This window comes from Sphingobacterium sp. SYP-B4668, from assembly GCF_027627455.1.
Taxonomy (GTDB): Bacteria; Bacteroidota; Bacteroidia; order Sphingobacteriales; family Sphingobacteriaceae; genus Sphingobacterium.
The window spans coordinates 2,110,534-2,125,409 of record NZ_CP115483.1; the positions used below are offsets into that span (position 1 = coordinate 2,110,534).

Genomic DNA, 14,876 nt, shown 5'->3' on the forward strand with positions numbered 1-14,876 from the left:
TGTTGTTAAGTCTTTCCATGCTTATATTTGTCTTCAATGCATACATGGACACGCTGATGGATAGCGTGTTGTAAACAATGTGTTTTATTTAGCTTTATAGCATGGTAAATCAAAAAAATATCGAAAAATATATCCTGTCCATAATCCTCACTTTTAGTGCTGCGTATCTATTTGCTGAACAACCAAAGTTCGAGCTGAAAGTGCTCCAGATGAATATCTGGCAGGAGGGAACAATGGTTCCGGGTGGATTTGAAGCGATAGGAAATGAGATTATAGATAAGGATCCTGACATTGTGTTGTTTAGTGAGATCCGCAATTATAATAAAATAGATTTCATACAGCGTATTAGAGAATATTTGGCTTTCAAGGGAAATACTTATTATGGTGAGAGTAGCGGCGAGAGTTTGGATGTAGGGCTGATTTCCAAATATCCGATACAGACACAAGCACCCAATCCTGAAGAGGGGCACAACACCGGAAGTGTATTGAAGACAAAATTGTCCATTCAAGGGCAACGTTTTATTTTCTATTCGGCACATCTTGATTATACCAACTATGCCTGTTACCTTCCTCGTGGATATGATGGGGTAACCTGGAAGAAGATGTCTCATCCTATAGTGGACCATGAGGTTGTGTTGGCTGCAAATAAGCGCTCGAAAAGGGATGAAGCTATTCGAGATGTACTTGTGGATATGGAGAAAGAGGATAAGGGGCAAATCATTATTTTAGGAGGAGATTTTAATGAACCCTCACATTTGGACTGGACGGTAGCTACCAAAGATTTGTTCGATCATGGCGGTGCTGTCATTCCTTGGCATTGTTCTGTGATGCTGCAGGAGGGAGGGTTGATGGACAGTTTTCGGGAATTTTACCCCAACCCTTTGACCCATCCCGGATTTACCTATCCGGCTTACAATAAAGATGTGGATATTGGGAAGTTGGCTTGGGCACCTGATGCTGATGATCGTGACCGTATAGATTATCTATATTATCTGCCACATAAGCGATTACAGTTAAAGGATATTCGAATTGTTGGGCCTATTGAAACCGTGGTTCGAGCCAAGATGCAAATAAAGGATAGTGAAGATCGATTTATATTGCCGAAGGCTGTATGGCCCACGGATCATAAAGCTCTTTTGGCTACATTTGTGGTCTATAAGTAGACAACCTGCACGTGTGTATTATGAGGACATCCGTTCGTCAATAGGGGGATAAAAAAAGAGCGGCTATAATAACAGTCGCTCTTTTTTTTCATGGATTAAAGATGATCTATTCTGACCCAAGCCATTCCTGCATTGATGGCTCCTTGTACTCCAGGGTCACCATCTTCTAAAACGATACAGTTTTCAGGGGCTACTCCGAGCTGTTGGGCCGCGAGTAAGAAAGGGTCTGGAGCGGGTTTGCCTTTTGGTGTATCGCCGGCGCAGACCAATGTCTCAAAACGTCCCGTTACATCAATAACGCTTAAGGTGATGGTGAGGGTCGAGCGAGATCCCCCCGATACAATGCCTATTCGTTTGCGGCCTTGATTGGCTAGCAAATGTGCATGTACAAAATCTACGGGTTTGGTCTCTTGGATAAATCGTTCTATAAAAATCGCAGATTTGCGTTTCGAGAATACATCGAAATCGAATGTCTTACCATAGCGGTCAGCAATTTCTTTGGCAACGGCTACCGTTGGCCAACCTGCTGTCTCATCAATCAAATCTGTGTCTAGATCGATCCCATATTCTGCCGCGGCAGCTTTATAAGAGAGTTTGTGCGCAAGCATATTGTCTGCTAACGTACCATCTACATCGTAAAGCAGGGCTTCATAGGAATGCGTAATATCTTGAAGTTTTTGGAATTTTTCCTGGGATTTTGGAGACATGTATTATCGTTTAGCTTGTTTTCTTCTTTTCTTTTCCTTAATAATAAGGGAAAGCTCACGGCCTGTTTGTCCACCAACAGAGGTATTTTCCTGAGCTCTACGAAATAAATAAGGCATTACCGCTTTGACGGGGCCATAGGGCATATACTTTGCCACGTTGTATCCTTCCGCCGCAAGATTAAATGTCAAGTTATCGGACATTCCTAATAATTGAGCGAAGTATATATGTTGATTTTTATGATCGATACCTCGTTTGTTCATTTCTTCGGCCAATAACAGGCTGCTCTCTTCATTGTGTGTGCCGGCCATTAATCCAATGTGCTCGGTGTTATCTAGACAAAATAATAGTGCATCATTATAGTCGACGTCTGAGGCTTCTTTTGTAGGTTGTATAGGTGATGGATATCCTTTTTCTATGGCACGGTCCCTTTCGATTTCCATATAAGCTCCGCGGACCGTCTTTGCTCCTAAAAAGAATCCTTGGGTACGAGCATAGGCAAAATCGGCTTTCAGAGACGCTAATTTATCGTGACGATATAGTTGGTAGGTGTTGTACACAATAGGTTTTTCCTTATTGTAAAGCTCCATCATCTCCCTCGCGATATCGTCGATTACATCTTGGATCCACGAATGCTCGGCATCTACTAGTACTTTGACGTCAGCCTCGTAGCATGCTTTGCATATACGATTGGTACGGTCCCACATTTTTTGGTATTCTACCTGTTCAACGTCTGATAGTTCTTTTTTTGCATTTACCTTTTCAAAGAGTTCGAACCGTCCGAGTCCAGTCGGTTTGAATACTGAAAATGGAATATTAGGGTTGTTTTTTGCTGCGGCGACCGTTCTAAGAACTTCTTGGCAGGTGTAGTCAAATACAGCTTCTGTATCTTCGCCTTCTACCGAATAATCTAAGATAGTACCCACATTATTCTGGCCTAGGTGAGCAATAGCAGGAGCACAGCCCGCTATGGTCTCACCTCCACAGAATTGTTTGTAGATCGTGTTTCTGATGATGCCTTGGATAGGAAGGCCGATGTTGAGCGAAAAATTGGTGAGGGGTGTGCCAATTTTTATTAAAGTATTGCTGGCGACCATTTTGAATAGCCAATATGCACGTTCTAAATCTTTGTCGCTTTTACTTTTAAATGCTATTTCGGTATTGTCAAAGGACAATTTACCGGGGGCAGCTATGTTTGACATATTTGTATTTTAAATAACGGCACAAACTTAGATAAACTTGCTTTTATATGCAAGTTTGGAGGGGGACATGGAGCAAGTTTGTTTATTTGGTAGGATGCTATATTCTTGTTGGAATGCAGTTTAATTTAAATTATTTTTGCGCTATGCAGACGTTCAAATTAGAAGGAGAGTATATCCAAATGATTCAATTGCTTAAAGTAATGAATTGGGTAGAGCATGGTGCGATGGCACAGATGGTCGTGACGGAGGGATATGTAAAATACAATGGTACCGTAGATTATCGCAAACGGCTAAAAGTGAAGGTAGGAGATGTGGTTGAATTTGATGGCCAACAGGTGAAAGTAGTTTAAAAATCCTTATCTTTAGCAGACAATCCATATAACATGCAAGTAATAAACAGTCTAGGTTATCAAGTGATATTTGATGATTCTTTGGTTTCATTGAAAACATTCTTAGCTGAACGCCAATATTCAAAAGTTCTGGTCTTGGTCGATAGGAATACAAATGATCACTGTCTGGGGGCACTTCAGGTGGTCTTTAATGATCTTGAGGACTATGATATCATTGAGGTAGACCCTGGTGAGGAAAACAAAAACATCGATTTTTGTATCGGTGTATGGAAGACCATGTTAGATTTTGGTGCCGATAGGAAGAGTTTGATGATTAACTTAGGTGGTGGTGTCGTTACGGATATGGGTGGTTTTGCAGCTGCAACATTTAAGCGGGGGGTAGATTTCGTGCAGATACCAACGACATTGTTGAGTCAGGTCGATGCGTCGGTTGGAGGTAAGACCGGAATAGACTTGGACAACGTGAAAAATATTATCGGGACGTTTACCCAACCCCAAGCTGTATTTATCAATACACAATTTTTGAAAACATTGGATGATAGACAGCTGACCTCGGGATTTGCGGAAGTAATTAAGCACGGATTGATATATGATAGAGATTTATATAACAATGTCAAGGAATTAAAAGTGCGTGATATAGCAGCTGATATTATCTTCCGTTCGGTGGAGATAAAGAATGAGGTAGTCTCGCAAGATCCAACTGAGAAGGGATTGCGTAAGATTCTTAACTTTGGACATACTATAGGACACGCGATCGAGGGATACTCGCTTTTCAATGATAACAACCCATTACTACACGGTGAAGCGATCGCTGTCGGGATGATTTGCGAAGGATATCTTTCTCATAAATTGACGGGACTGCCTGAAGAAGAATTGAACGATCTGATAGCCACGTTCCGAGCATATTTTCCCGACTACCGCATTGCAATAGAAAACTATGATGATTTTTTTACACTGATGAAGAATGACAAAAAGAATGTCGGTGATAAAATTGGTTTCGCACTGTTAAGCAGTATAGGTAAATGTGAGTACGATCAATACGTTGGTGAGGAACTGATTATTGAAAGCCTTGATTTCTATCGCGAGCTTATATCTAGGTGATATGATGCTCAAGTTGATAGTTTGGGTAGACGAGATACCTGTTTGTTAGGTGGTGTTAGGGTTTTACCCCCGATATCCAGCAGATTATTGATCAACTGTTGATGCGTGAAGTAATTTGTATGCATATGAAATACGCTCCTGAGCCTTTCATATGACAGACAAAAATCAAATTATACACTTATGAAAAGAACGGTCATTTTATTTGTTTTGGCAATGTTGCTGATTCATTTTTGTCCTGCTTATGCTCAACTGGCTAATAAGCGTGTGTTGATTTTCAGTAAGACCTCGGGATTCCGGCATAGTAGCATCGAGCATGGAACCGCGGTTTTGAAAAAAATGTTTGAAGCGCAGGGAGTTCTTATCCAACATTCGGAAGATGCGGCCTTGTTTTCGGACGCGGGACTCTCTGAACTTGATGCCATCATATTCTTGAGTACAACAGGGGATATTTTTAATGAATCGCAGAAAGCCGCATTTGAAAAATTCATTCGATCGGGAAAGGGGTTTGTAGGCATACATGCGGCCAGTGATACCGAATATAACTGGCCTTGGTATGGACAGATGGTGGGTGGTTATTTCGCTAGCCATCCAGCGGTACAGGAAGCTACTATCCACGTGGTGAATCGCAAACATCTATCTACCAAGCATCTTGAGTCCGATTGGAAACATAGAGATGAGTGGTATGATTTTAAAAATGTACAGCCAGATAATAAAGTATTGATGAAGTTGGACGAGAAGTCTTATAAAGGAGGGAAAATGGGTGATAATCATCCAATCGCTTGGTATAAGGAATTTGATGGCGGAAGAATATTCTATACGGGCTTGGGTCATACGGAAGAAGCTTATGACGATATCGATTTTCAAAAACACGTTTTAGGCGGATTGAAATATGTACTAGGTGGGAATTAACTTCTATTTCCTAAAAACCTGGTTCAGCTTAACTCCTATACTGTACCACCTTCCCGGCATAGGTACAGCCCCACTTTCAATATAAGAGACATCAAAAATATTTTGGGCATCCATATAGAGATGAATATTTCGAAGTTGATATGCTAACTTGATGTCTGAGAGAAAGTATGCTCTGTAGGAAATACGTTCTTGGAAACGATTGGCAGTGGTAATTGACCAATCACGATGTTGAAAAGTCAGGTTGGCAATCGCTTGATGCCTGAGGCTCTCGATGGCGTATTTGGAATCTATTTGCTGATCAGCTTTCTTTGTTGAGGGGTGTAAGTAATTATAGCCAATGTTAATGGAGTACCTATTTATATCCTGCCTGTCACCAATGCGATATTGCAAAGAGGTGTTGATTCCGTTCACATTATTTTTTCCAAGATTGAACGGTTGATAGGGTACTGTCTCTTCGGGGCGAGTCCAATCGATGAAGTCGTGGATTGAACGATAGAAGTATCCCACTTGGGCAATGAGATTATTATCGATATATTTAACCCCACTTTCGACTTGGTAGGCTTGTTCTGAAAGGAGGCTTGGATTGCCTATATTTCCTGTTTGTTGAAGATAGAGGTCTGTAAAGGATGGGATGCGTTGGCTGCTTCCTGCATTGAATACTAACTTCCATTTTGGAGCGACATCATATCCCAGGTCTATTCCAGGAAATAACTGCCACCCATAATCTGAGTTGTAATTAATATACGTTCCGATATTAATCATCAGATTTTGGACTTGCTCGGTTTTAAACTCAGCGTAAGCACCTTGATTGTTACGCTCATGTCGTCCTATATTTGAGCTGTTTATCTTTTCCCAACGGGACTCGAATCCTATACCGAAATCACCAAATGATGTTTGGTACACACCGTTCAACTCCATACTGAAAGCGTTGTTAAAGTGTATACTTCTAGCTTTCGAAAAGTCATGGCGATAGTATCGATAGTCATCTTCATTATATCGATTGCTTATACGGGGTGAGAAAGCGAGCCTTGGAGTCAATTGGTGTTTTGAGGAAATCATCGCAAAGACTGTTTCTACCTTTTCTTCCGATTCGACGTCTCCGGGTGCTGCATAGAACCCATTTGCTCCAAATTTGTTGTCGATGTAGCCTGCAGCCCAGTTTAGTTGATTGGCGCTATCTGGGACATATTCCCCTTGATAATAGAGCTTGTTGTTTTCGGAAGCTGTGTTGTAGCGCTGCCCACTTGACTTTTGATAGTTATACGCGAACAAGTGATTGTGTTTTTCCCGATACCAGGTGCCACCGATTTGCCCACCAGCACCGTAATATTTTCTATTTGCTTTTTCTTCGTTGCCTTGGAATGAACTCCCGATATAGGCATGCGCTTGCAAGCTGTTTTCTGTCGTTTTTTTTGTGACAATATTGATAGCTCCTGTGAGACTGTTGATTCCATAGATACGTGAAGCAGGACCTCTGATAATCTCTATGCGCTCAATTGCATCGATTGGAATAGGAAGGTTCAAAGCGTGGTGGGCGGTCTGTGGGTCGGCCATCTTTACCCCATTCAGTAGCAAAATAGTCTGCTCGAAGCTGCCGCCATCTATGCTGATGTCTGCTTGTGAACCAAATGGACCTCGCTGGCGTATATCCACACCGTTAGCAAATTGAAGGATTTCGTTCAAAGAGCTGCCGGGTAGCTTTTGGATGTCTTCGGAGGTAATAATCTGAATATTTCGACTTTGTTTCGAAAATGGGAGGTGTAATCTATTTTGTTGGATCTGAACTTCAGACAGTTTGGTTGTATCTGTAAGTAAGGAATAATAGTGTGTTGGAGCGCTATCTTGACGACCATATGCCGTATTATATGTACATAAGGCGACCAGCACCCATCCTAAGCTCTTCATGTTGGTTGAAAATTTTCCAAACTTAGCAAAATGTTCGCTAAAAGAACAAGATAAATATCTAAACTGAAATAGAAAGGATATTAATGCCATTCTTCTCTGCCGAGAATACGACCTGACGCTGGGGGGCTGATAGTAGTTTCGGAAACCTCTTTTTGTCTTTTTATTTTGTTGAGTTTTGGTTGTCCTGCTTCTATCCAAGCCGAATACCAAAGACTTCCAACGGCATGTATGGCTTGGGTCATACGCCTATGCACCATACCATTCAGTGCTGTATGATAGGCGCCAGCATACTGGTCTGAATAGGTGCGTGTCAAGACATTGTTTCGAACTATATACGACATTTTTTGTGAGGGAGAGAAGAGAGCTGTTAGCTCTTTTTCCAAGGAAAGTACAGAGTCGACTAACGCATTGCTTTCATGGACTATATTCCACGCAAACGATAAGGGGTCATCTATGAATATGGCTTTACCTGTTATGAGAGAGTAGGAGGATGCAAACATTTCTGGAAGTCTGCTTTCCCAAAAGGCATGGATACCAATTTGGTTACTGTATTGGCCATTATAGTTTTTGGTGGTGTGCAATGGTACATGTGCATCGGAGATATAGTGGCCCAAATCTGCGGAGTGGCGGATAATACGATCCATATCTCGATCTCGAAAGGCAGCGACCAGCTTTTGATAGGTGAACGATATTTGCCAGGGTACAATGCCTGCTGCTAGTAGCCGTCGTTCTGTAAATTTTTCTTTAGCCTTGCTCCAGTGTATGGGAATCGTATCATGATCTTGGTAATCATCAATGTCTATAAAATGGCGGGGTGATTCGAGTGTGTCTACGTAACATCTTTTATCCGCATCAACGGCTCGCTCCGTAATCTCTTGGATATGTGTTTTATAAAACATAGCGAGGGTCGTGGGCAGTATAAATACCGCGGTCTGATTAATCAGTTTGTGGGCATAAAATCCCCATGAACTACAGCATAGCCATGTAAGTATTAAGAGAATAGGTATGCAAAAAGCTTTCATGGGCATTAATTGGTTTTATCTCTCTGGAAGCCTAATCTCGAATATAGCCAATATAATTGAAAAACGGATGAAATGTGGTCAGTCAATTATTTTAACTTAAAGATTTGTTAACAAAACATTGTCAGTATTAATTTGTATTTTGCGAGCTAATAGTTGATTGCATATGAAAGTACTTTATGCTGTCCAAGGCACCGGAAATGGACATTTATGTCGTGCTATGGATATTGTCCCATGCTTACGGAAAGCTGCTGAAGTAGATGTGCTGGTGAGTGGTATTCAGGCCGATATTGCTCTTCCGTTTGAGGTTAAATATAGGCTTCATGGATTGAGTTTCATCTTTGGGAAATCGGGAGGGGTGGATTTATGGAGAACTTTTATGAGCTCTACCGTGCGCAAATTTACGCAAGAGATTAAGTCGTTGCCCATCGAAAAGTACGATTTGATTATCAACGATTTCGAACCTATATCCGCTTGGGCTTGCTATTCTAAAGATAAGCCTTGCATAGGGCTCAGTCACCAAATTGGTGCCCTGGACTCATCTAGTCCCAAACCTGAGGAAACGGATATGCTGGGTAAATTTATCATGAAAAACTATGCGCCGAGCTCATCCTCCTATGGATTTCATTTTAAATCTTATAAAGACCATATTTTTACACCAGTGATTAGGCAGTCGATACGGGAAATCGACCCCGAAGACCACGGACACTATACCGTATATCTTCCTTCCTATGATGATGCGCATCTGTTGAAGCATCTCGGGAGATTTCCGGACATCAGATGGGAAGTATTCAGCAAACATAATAGTAGACCCTTTCGGATGAAAAACGTGTCTATTCAGCCGATTAATAGTGATGCATTTATCAAGAGTATGTCTACAGCATCTGGGGTATTATGTGGGGCTGGATTCGAAACTCCAGCGGAGGCGCTATATTTGCAAAAGAAGCTATTGGTGATTCCTATGAAAAATCAATATGAGCAACACCTCAATGCCGCGGCTTTAGAAGAAATGGGCGTGCCGGTAATCAGCAGTTTGAAACCTAAGAATGAGTATGCCATTGAATCGTGGCTGAATAGTCGTCGCAAGATAGATGTCCATTACCCGGACTATACGCAAGAAATTATAGATAAAATCTTAAACAAACATCAATAAAACATGAAAAAAGTATTGGCCGTCAGTTTTTTAGCTGCGCTAACATGGAGTGCTACAGCACAGACAAAGAAAAAAGTGAATACGACAAAAAAAACAACGGTCACTAAAACAGCGACTAAAACAGCTGCGACACAGGGACTGATGCTGAAAAATTCATCTGACTCGGTTTCTTATGCATTGGGATATGATATCGGTTCTTCTATTAAGTCAATGGGGCTAGACCTTAATCTTGACGTCATGAAAATGGCTTTGGAGGATGTGATGAAGGGCAAAGATGGTAAATTTACAAAGGAGCAGAACGTAGAATTTATCCGCAATGCTATGCAAAATGCTGCCGAGAAAAAGAATGAAACAGCTCGGAAGGCCGAAGAAGAGTTTTTGACGGCGAATAAAACAAAGGCTGGTATACAAGTGACCTCCGAAGGAGTGCAGTATGAGATTATCACGGATGCTGCGGGGGCAAAACCTACTCGAGACGACGAAGTGAAAGTACACTACAAAGGTTCACTATTGGATGGCAAAACGTTTGATAGCTCGTACGATCGCGGAGAGCCTATTGAATTGAGCTTAGGGAATGTCATTGAGGGATGGAAGATCGGTATCCCCTTGATGTCCGTTGGAGCCAAATATAGATTTTATATTCCTTCAAAGCTAGGTTACGGTCCTAACGGATCTGGACCTATTCCGGGCAATAGTACGCTGATATTTGAAGTGGAGCTGCTCGAAATTAAAAAAGCGGAGGGAGAAAACGTGGCGATTGAAGATGCAGAACAATAAATTAGGGAAATCCAATCTACGGATTTCGACTATCGGATTTGGATGTATGTCCATCCGAAAAAGTTTGACCATATCTACCCATTTAAAAATAATCAAGCAGGCATTTGAAGGTGGTATCAATTACTTTGATACCGCCGACCTGTATGATCATGGGTGGAATGAAGAGTTCTTGGGACAAGCTGTAGCAGGTTTTCGCAAGGATGTGATATTGGCGACGAAAGTGGGCAACCGATGGCGAGCTGATGGCAACGGATGGGATTGGAAAGCCTCTAAACCTTACATAATCAAGACCGTGGAGACTTCTCTTTCGAGGTTGAAGACCGACTATATCGATCTATATCAGTTGCATGGAGGCACTATCGAGGATCCCATTGATGAGATTATTGAAGCCTTTGAAACGCTTGTCCAACAAGGAAAGATAAGGTACTATGGACTGTCCAGTATACGTCCCAATGTGATTCGGAGCTATGCCGAAAAATCGAATATTGTCAGTGTCATGATGCAGCTCAATTTGTTGGATCATAGACCCGAAGAAGAAATATTAGAATATCTGCAGCAGCGGCAGATTGGCGTCGTGGCTAGGGGAACCATTGCTAAGGGCTTATTGATCGACAAACCTGCAGAGCGTTATCTGCAATTTACGGCAGGGGAGGTACTTCATGCAGCTAAGAATATCAAGAAATTAGCGATGGAGAAAAAAACTGTTGCCCTGCAGATCGCAATTGCATATGCAAAGAGTCATCCGGCCGTAGCTGCCGCAGTGATGGGGGTACGGACGAAGGCGCAGTTAGAATCGATTTTAGAGATTGCCAATGTAGTGGATGGATTGGAGGAGTCTGACATAAAGCAACTTAAAAATGGTGTTAGAACGTTCAAATATATCGAACATCGCTAATTGTTTTTGAGTAGTACGGGGGTGCAGACACATGCATTTCGCCATGTGAAACGGCACCATCATCCCCCTAGATTTGATTCGAAAGCTTTCGAATCAAATAGGAGAAAAATCCAGTTTTTCTTATTTGAAATAGCGATCTATAATACTGGCCAGGTCATCGGGTGTATCTACTGCTACGGTTTCATGATCGGTAAGTGCTGTTTGTATCCGATAACCATTTTCAATCCATCTTAGTTGTTCAAGCGCCTCGGCTTTTTCAAGCTCTGATATACCCAATAGGGCTAGCTCTTTGAGGACATCCGTGCGGTATCCATAGATGCCGATATGTTTATAGAATTTGTGGCTTGACAACCATTGGTCTTGTGCCTCACGACGGATAAAGGGGATGGTCTGTCTACTAAAGTAGATTGCTTCCCCTTTGAGGTTGCGCACTACTTTTGGTGTATTGTTATTCCATAACTCTTCTTCGCTCTTTACTTCTTTTACCAAAGTTGCAATTTGTGTGTCTGCTGATTGAAAGCAGGAAAGCAATAATTCGATTTGGAGCGGACTGATGAAGGGCTCATCTCCCTGTATATTAATAGCGATGTCAAATCCACTTATTTTGTTGATGACTTCTGCACAACGATCGGTGCCAGACTCGTGCGCTGTAGAGGTCATCATCGCGTTTCCTCCAAAACTTTGGACATGTTCCAGAATCCGTTGGTCATCTGTGGCGACGATGACTTCATGAAGCCCCGCCGTTTGTCTGACCTGGCTATATACACGCTGAATCATGGATTTACCTCCAATATCGATGAGGGGTTTTCCAGGAAATCTAGATGATGCATACCGCGCGGGAATGATGCCTATAGTTCTCATTAGTGTTTAATTATATAATGCGTGTCTGTGTTTCTGTAATGACCGTTAACTTTGGTTACATCAAATGATATCCATTTACCCTGCTGTGTGCTAAAATAACCCAAATAATTCAGCTTCTATTTTTTGGATGATAAAGCCCAAGTCTTCGGGATTGTTAGTGAAGTCTAATTTGTCTTTATCCAAGATCATCACCTTCCCATCTTTATAGTTGTTGATCCATTTGTCGTATTTGTCGTTGAGTTTAGATAGATAGTCCAATCGGATACCTGATTCATAATCACGTCCCCTTTTCTGAATATTGTTGACCAATGTGGGGACAGAAGCTTTGAGATAAATGAGTAAATCCGGTGGTTTGATGTAATGGATGATACTTTGAAAAATATTGCTGTAATTTTCGAAGTCACGTTCACTCATCAATCCCATATCGAAAAGGTTCTCCGCAAATATATAGGCATCTTCGTAAATCGTCCGGTCTTGAATCATGTTGATTTCCTTCTCTTGTAGTTGGACTATATGCCTAAATCTACTGTTCAGGAAGAAAATCTGTAAATTAAAAGCCCATCTTTTCATATCTGCATAAAAGTCTTCCAGATAGGGATTGTTGTCTGCGGCCTCAAATTGGGGCTCGTATTTGAAATGATTGGCTAATAATTGAGTCAAGGTTGTCTTACCTGCACCAATGTTTCCCACAATAGCAATATGCATATCTCTTTTGCTTAGTAAATCTTAGTAAAATTTTTTAAATCCAATAATATCACGGACTTCCTTAATTGTTTGGCGTGCAGATTCCCCTGCTTTTTCAGCGCCCATTTTCGCAACTTTGGCAATGTATTCATCGTCTTTAGAAATTTCTTCAATACGATTGCGGACGTCATCTGTAGCGATAATCATGTCTTCGGCAAGTTGTTTTTTGAAATCCCCGTAACGAATCTCACACTTGTTGTATAGGGCGTCAAAATGCGCTACAGTATCAGTGGATGAGACCACCTTCATTAAGTCGAACAAGTTTTGGATTGCTTCTGGCTTGGTCTGGTTCATCTCTGTAGGACCTCCGTCAGATACTGCACGCATGACCTTCTTGCGAATTATTTCGGGTGAATCTGATAGATATATACAGTTTGCATCGCCATTCGATTTTCCCATCTTGCCTTGACCGTCAAGACCGGGAACTTTCACTAGCTTGTCGGAGTAGGAAAAGGCAAATGCCTCTTTGAAATAGTCAACTTCATAAAGTCTGTTGAATCGATTGCCAAAAGTACGAGTCATCTCTAAATGCTGTTCCTGATCCTTACCTACAGGTACTTTCGTCCCATGATGTATTAAAATGTCACATGCCATCAATACAGGATAGGTTAAGAGGCCTGCATTCACATTGTTGGGGTCTGCTCGCACTTTATCCTTGAACGATGTCGCTCTTTCTAGTTCGCCCAAATAGGCATTCATATTCATATAAAGATAGAGTTCGGCTACCTCGGGAACGTCAGACTGCACATATATAGTAGACTTTTCAGGATCTATGCCGGCGGCCAAGTATTCCACAATTACTTGCCTCACTGTTTGTTGGAGGCCGTGAGGTGTAGGATGCGTGGTCAAAGAGTGAAGATCTGCTATAAAAAAGAAACATTTGTACTCGTCCTGCATTTTGACGAAGTTGCTCAATGCTCCATAATAATTTCCTAAATGTAATTTTCCGGTACTTCTGATACCACTAACAACAGTTTCCATATTGATGCGAATTTAGCGATTTTTATTAGAATATTATACGCTTGTATATGTCGCTTTATAGGGTATGACCCGCTTTTGCAATGGGTATCTTTGAAATATTAAAGCCTAATGGTTTGAAAATGAGGATTTGTACCATTATTTCCGGAATTGAGTTGGCCCGCAAGGATTGGAACTGCGCATTAATCAATGCTGTATTTGCCATCACTTTGATACAATATTATTATATTGGCGGTGTGAGCGGCTCGAATTGGCGGTGGCTGTGCGTTTATCTTATATTTATTTCTTTGTAATATAGAACATATTAATTCAAAAAAATTATCCCTATATCTAAAAGTTTGAAAAATAATGTCTTATATTAGTTATATTTGATTAACTATTTAACCTAATATGTAATGGGAAAAAAGAGAGACAGCGAGCGTACGAAAGAAAGATTGCTATCAGCAGTCGATAAAATCGTAAAAACAAAAGGGTTTCAGGAGCTGAAAGTCCTTAACATAGAGAGTGTGTCGGGGATTGATAAGAAGCTCATTTATTTTCATTTTACGGACTTAAAGGGATTGATATCAGCTTATTTGACCCGTACTGACTTTTGGATGAATATAGATACACCTGAAGATGCAACACTTGATAAAGATCTTGCGCTAGGTGTCTTGTTGAAGCAATTTGACGAAATTAGCAGCAATAAAAAGTTACAAAATGTGCTCATTTGGGAGCTCGCTCAAAAGGATCCCTTGCTTCGTAAGTTAGCGGACTCGCGTGAGAAAAGAGGAGAAGGATTATTGAAAGCGTACGAAGAATCATTTGCTGGAACGGATGTTGACTTTCGGGCGATCAGTGCACTTTTGATTGGAGGTATTTACTACCTTAATCTACACTATCTATACAATGGCAGTAAATTTTGTGGACTGGACTTTAAAAAACAAGAGGACAAAGCTCGGGTAAAAAAATCACTAGACGTATTACTCACTCCTTTGTTTGATCAGAAAAAAAGAAAGAAGAAATAGCTGCGCTCTCGTTGCTTTGCCCTCCGTTTTTCCGGAGGGATTTTCTGTTGTAGAACGGGGGCGCTTCCTCGCTGTTTCATGAGTTCGTTTACTTGTTTAGCTATTCT

15 protein-coding genes are annotated in these 14,876 nt (G+C 41.3%); 8 read left to right on the top strand and 7 right to left on the bottom strand.

The genetic code is table 11. The features are described from left to right. Window positions 1-101: 101 nt before the first annotated feature. Window positions 102-1,163 carry an endonuclease/exonuclease/phosphatase family protein gene (locus tag OQ289_RS08900; protein ID WP_270090373.1) on the top strand — a complete coding sequence of 354 codons (1,062 nt, stop codon included), beginning with the start codon at window positions 102-104 and terminating at the stop codon, window positions 1,161-1,163. A 95-nt stretch (window positions 1,164-1,258) separates the two neighbouring features. On the opposite strand, the gene OQ289_RS08905 is transcribed toward OQ289_RS08900, so the two are convergent. Together OQ289_RS08905 and OQ289_RS08910 are read right to left on the bottom strand one after the other, a co-directional pair. Beyond that, entirely contained in the window at window positions 1,259-1,870 is a 612-nt protein-coding gene (locus OQ289_RS08905) for an HAD family hydrolase (RefSeq protein ID WP_033564516.1), read from the bottom strand. A gap of 3 nt (window positions 1,871-1,873) precedes the next feature. Then, the gene (locus tag OQ289_RS08910; RefSeq protein WP_270090374.1) at window positions 1,874-3,070 is read right to left on the bottom strand and encodes a proline dehydrogenase family protein; all 1,197 of its coding nucleotides are present in this window, start codon (window positions 3,068-3,070) and stop codon (window positions 1,874-1,876) included. Between the two features lie 143 nt (window positions 3,071-3,213). Between OQ289_RS08910 and OQ289_RS08915 the strand changes: the two genes are divergently transcribed. The 3 genes from OQ289_RS08915 (at window position 3,214) to OQ289_RS08925 (ending at window position 5,430) form a co-directional block, all read left to right on the top strand. Then, window positions 3,214-3,420, top strand: a complete 207-nt coding sequence (locus OQ289_RS08915; RefSeq protein ID WP_033564676.1) for an RNA-binding S4 domain-containing protein — start codon at window positions 3,214-3,216, stop codon at window positions 3,418-3,420. 33 nt (window positions 3,421-3,453) lie between these two features. After that, on the top strand, window positions 3,454-4,521 hold the full coding sequence (gene aroB, locus OQ289_RS08920) for a 3-dehydroquinate synthase (protein ID WP_033564518.1): 1,068 nt from the start codon (window positions 3,454-3,456) through the stop codon (window positions 4,519-4,521). A 180-nt stretch (window positions 4,522-4,701) separates the two neighbouring features. Then, the gene (locus OQ289_RS08925; RefSeq protein WP_270090375.1) at window positions 4,702-5,430 is read left to right on the top strand and encodes a ThuA domain-containing protein; all 729 of its coding nucleotides are present in this window, start codon (window positions 4,702-4,704) and stop codon (window positions 5,428-5,430) included. Between the two features lie 3 nt (window positions 5,431-5,433). Here OQ289_RS08925 and OQ289_RS08930 read toward each other — a convergent pair whose 3' ends face one another. Further along, window positions 5,434-7,335 carry a TonB-dependent receptor plug domain-containing protein gene (locus OQ289_RS08930; RefSeq protein ID WP_270090376.1) on the bottom strand — a complete coding sequence of 634 codons (1,902 nt, stop codon included), beginning with the start codon at window positions 7,333-7,335 and terminating at the stop codon, window positions 5,434-5,436. Between the two features lie 80 nt (window positions 7,336-7,415). Next, window positions 7,416-8,357, bottom strand: a complete 942-nt coding sequence (locus OQ289_RS08935; protein ID WP_270090378.1) for a zinc dependent phospholipase C family protein — start codon at window positions 8,355-8,357, stop codon at window positions 7,416-7,418. 163 nt (window positions 8,358-8,520) lie between these two features. Here OQ289_RS08935 and OQ289_RS08940 point away from each other — a divergent pair, with 163 nt between their 5' ends. The 3 genes from OQ289_RS08940 to OQ289_RS08950 are packed head-to-tail and all read left to right on the top strand — an operon-like array spanning window position 8,521 to window position 11,179. Beyond that, the gene (locus tag OQ289_RS08940; protein WP_033564522.1) at window positions 8,521-9,507 is read left to right on the top strand and encodes a glycosyltransferase family protein; all 987 of its coding nucleotides are present in this window, start codon (window positions 8,521-8,523) and stop codon (window positions 9,505-9,507) included. Window positions 9,508-9,510: 3 nt separating this feature from the next. Next, a complete protein-coding gene (locus OQ289_RS08945) occupies window positions 9,511-10,284 on the top strand; it encodes an FKBP-type peptidyl-prolyl cis-trans isomerase (RefSeq protein ID WP_270090379.1) in 774 nt (257 codons plus the stop codon). Then, complete coding sequence (locus OQ289_RS08950; RefSeq protein ID WP_270090380.1) at window positions 10,271-11,179, top strand: aldo/keto reductase; 909 nt, start codon at window positions 10,271-10,273, stop codon at window positions 11,177-11,179. The genes OQ289_RS08945 and OQ289_RS08950 overlap by 14 nt, the downstream gene beginning before the upstream one ends. Window positions 11,180-11,299: 120 nt before the next feature. Here OQ289_RS08950 and kdsB read toward each other — a convergent pair whose 3' ends face one another. The 3 genes from kdsB to trpS all read right to left on the bottom strand — a co-directional run bounded on the left by kdsB (window position 11,300) and on the right by trpS (window position 13,765). Next, window positions 11,300-12,040, bottom strand: a complete 741-nt coding sequence (kdsB, locus tag OQ289_RS08955; protein WP_270090381.1) for a 3-deoxy-manno-octulosonate cytidylyltransferase — start codon at window positions 12,038-12,040, stop codon at window positions 11,300-11,302. 90 nt (window positions 12,041-12,130) lie between these two features. Next, window positions 12,131-12,745, bottom strand: coding sequence for a deoxynucleoside kinase (locus OQ289_RS08960; protein ID WP_033564526.1), 615 nt, complete (start codon window positions 12,743-12,745; stop codon window positions 12,131-12,133). A 21-nt stretch (window positions 12,746-12,766) separates the two neighbouring features. Further along, a complete protein-coding gene (gene trpS / locus OQ289_RS08965; RefSeq protein ID WP_033564527.1) occupies window positions 12,767-13,765 on the bottom strand; it encodes a tryptophan--tRNA ligase in 999 nt (332 codons plus the stop codon). Between the two features lie 392 nt (window positions 13,766-14,157). Between trpS and OQ289_RS08970 the strand changes: the two genes are divergently transcribed. Further along, window positions 14,158-14,769, top strand: coding sequence for a TetR/AcrR family transcriptional regulator (locus OQ289_RS08970; RefSeq protein ID WP_270090382.1), 612 nt, complete (start codon window positions 14,158-14,160; stop codon window positions 14,767-14,769). The last annotated feature ends 107 nt before the right edge of the window (window positions 14,770-14,876 follow it).

Bases quoted from the DNA above. Each gene is read 5' to 3' on its own strand.
- OQ289_RS08900 (WP_270090373.1), top strand. From the start codon at position 102: ATGGTAAATCAAAAAAATATCGAAAAATATATCCTGTCCATAATCCTC.
- OQ289_RS08960 (WP_033564526.1), bottom strand. From the start codon at position 12,745: ATGCATATTGCTATTGTGGGAAACATTGGTGCAGGTAAGACAACCTTG.
- OQ289_RS08970 (WP_270090382.1), top strand. From the start codon at position 14,158: ATGGGAAAAAAGAGAGACAGCGAGCGTACGAAAGAAAGATTGCTATCA.
- OQ289_RS08915 (WP_033564676.1), top strand. From the start codon at position 3,214: ATGCAGACGTTCAAATTAGAAGGAGAGTATATCCAAATGATTCAATTG.
- OQ289_RS08945 (WP_270090379.1), top strand. From the start codon at position 9,511: ATGAAAAAAGTATTGGCCGTCAGTTTTTTAGCTGCGCTAACATGGAGT.
- OQ289_RS08905 (WP_033564516.1), bottom strand. From the start codon at position 1,870: ATGTCTCCAAAATCCCAGGAAAAATTCCAAAAACTTCAAGATATTACG.
- aroB (WP_033564518.1), top strand. From the start codon at position 3,454: ATGCAAGTAATAAACAGTCTAGGTTATCAAGTGATATTTGATGATTCT.
- kdsB (WP_270090381.1), bottom strand. From the start codon at position 12,040: ATGAGAACTATAGGCATCATTCCCGCGCGGTATGCATCATCTAGATTT.
- OQ289_RS08925 (WP_270090375.1), top strand. From the start codon at position 4,702: ATGAAAAGAACGGTCATTTTATTTGTTTTGGCAATGTTGCTGATTCAT.
- OQ289_RS08940 (WP_033564522.1), top strand. From the start codon at position 8,521: ATGAAAGTACTTTATGCTGTCCAAGGCACCGGAAATGGACATTTATGT.
- OQ289_RS08930 (WP_270090376.1), bottom strand. From the start codon at position 7,335: ATGAAGAGCTTAGGATGGGTGCTGGTCGCCTTATGTACATATAATACG.
- trpS (WP_033564527.1), bottom strand. From the start codon at position 13,765: ATGGAAACTGTTGTTAGTGGTATCAGAAGTACCGGAAAATTACATTTA.
- OQ289_RS08950 (WP_270090380.1), top strand. From the start codon at position 10,271: ATGCAGAACAATAAATTAGGGAAATCCAATCTACGGATTTCGACTATC.
- OQ289_RS08935 (WP_270090378.1), bottom strand. From the start codon at position 8,357: ATGAAAGCTTTTTGCATACCTATTCTCTTAATACTTACATGGCTATGC.
- OQ289_RS08910 (WP_270090374.1), bottom strand. From the start codon at position 3,070: ATGTCAAACATAGCTGCCCCCGGTAAATTGTCCTTTGACAATACCGAA.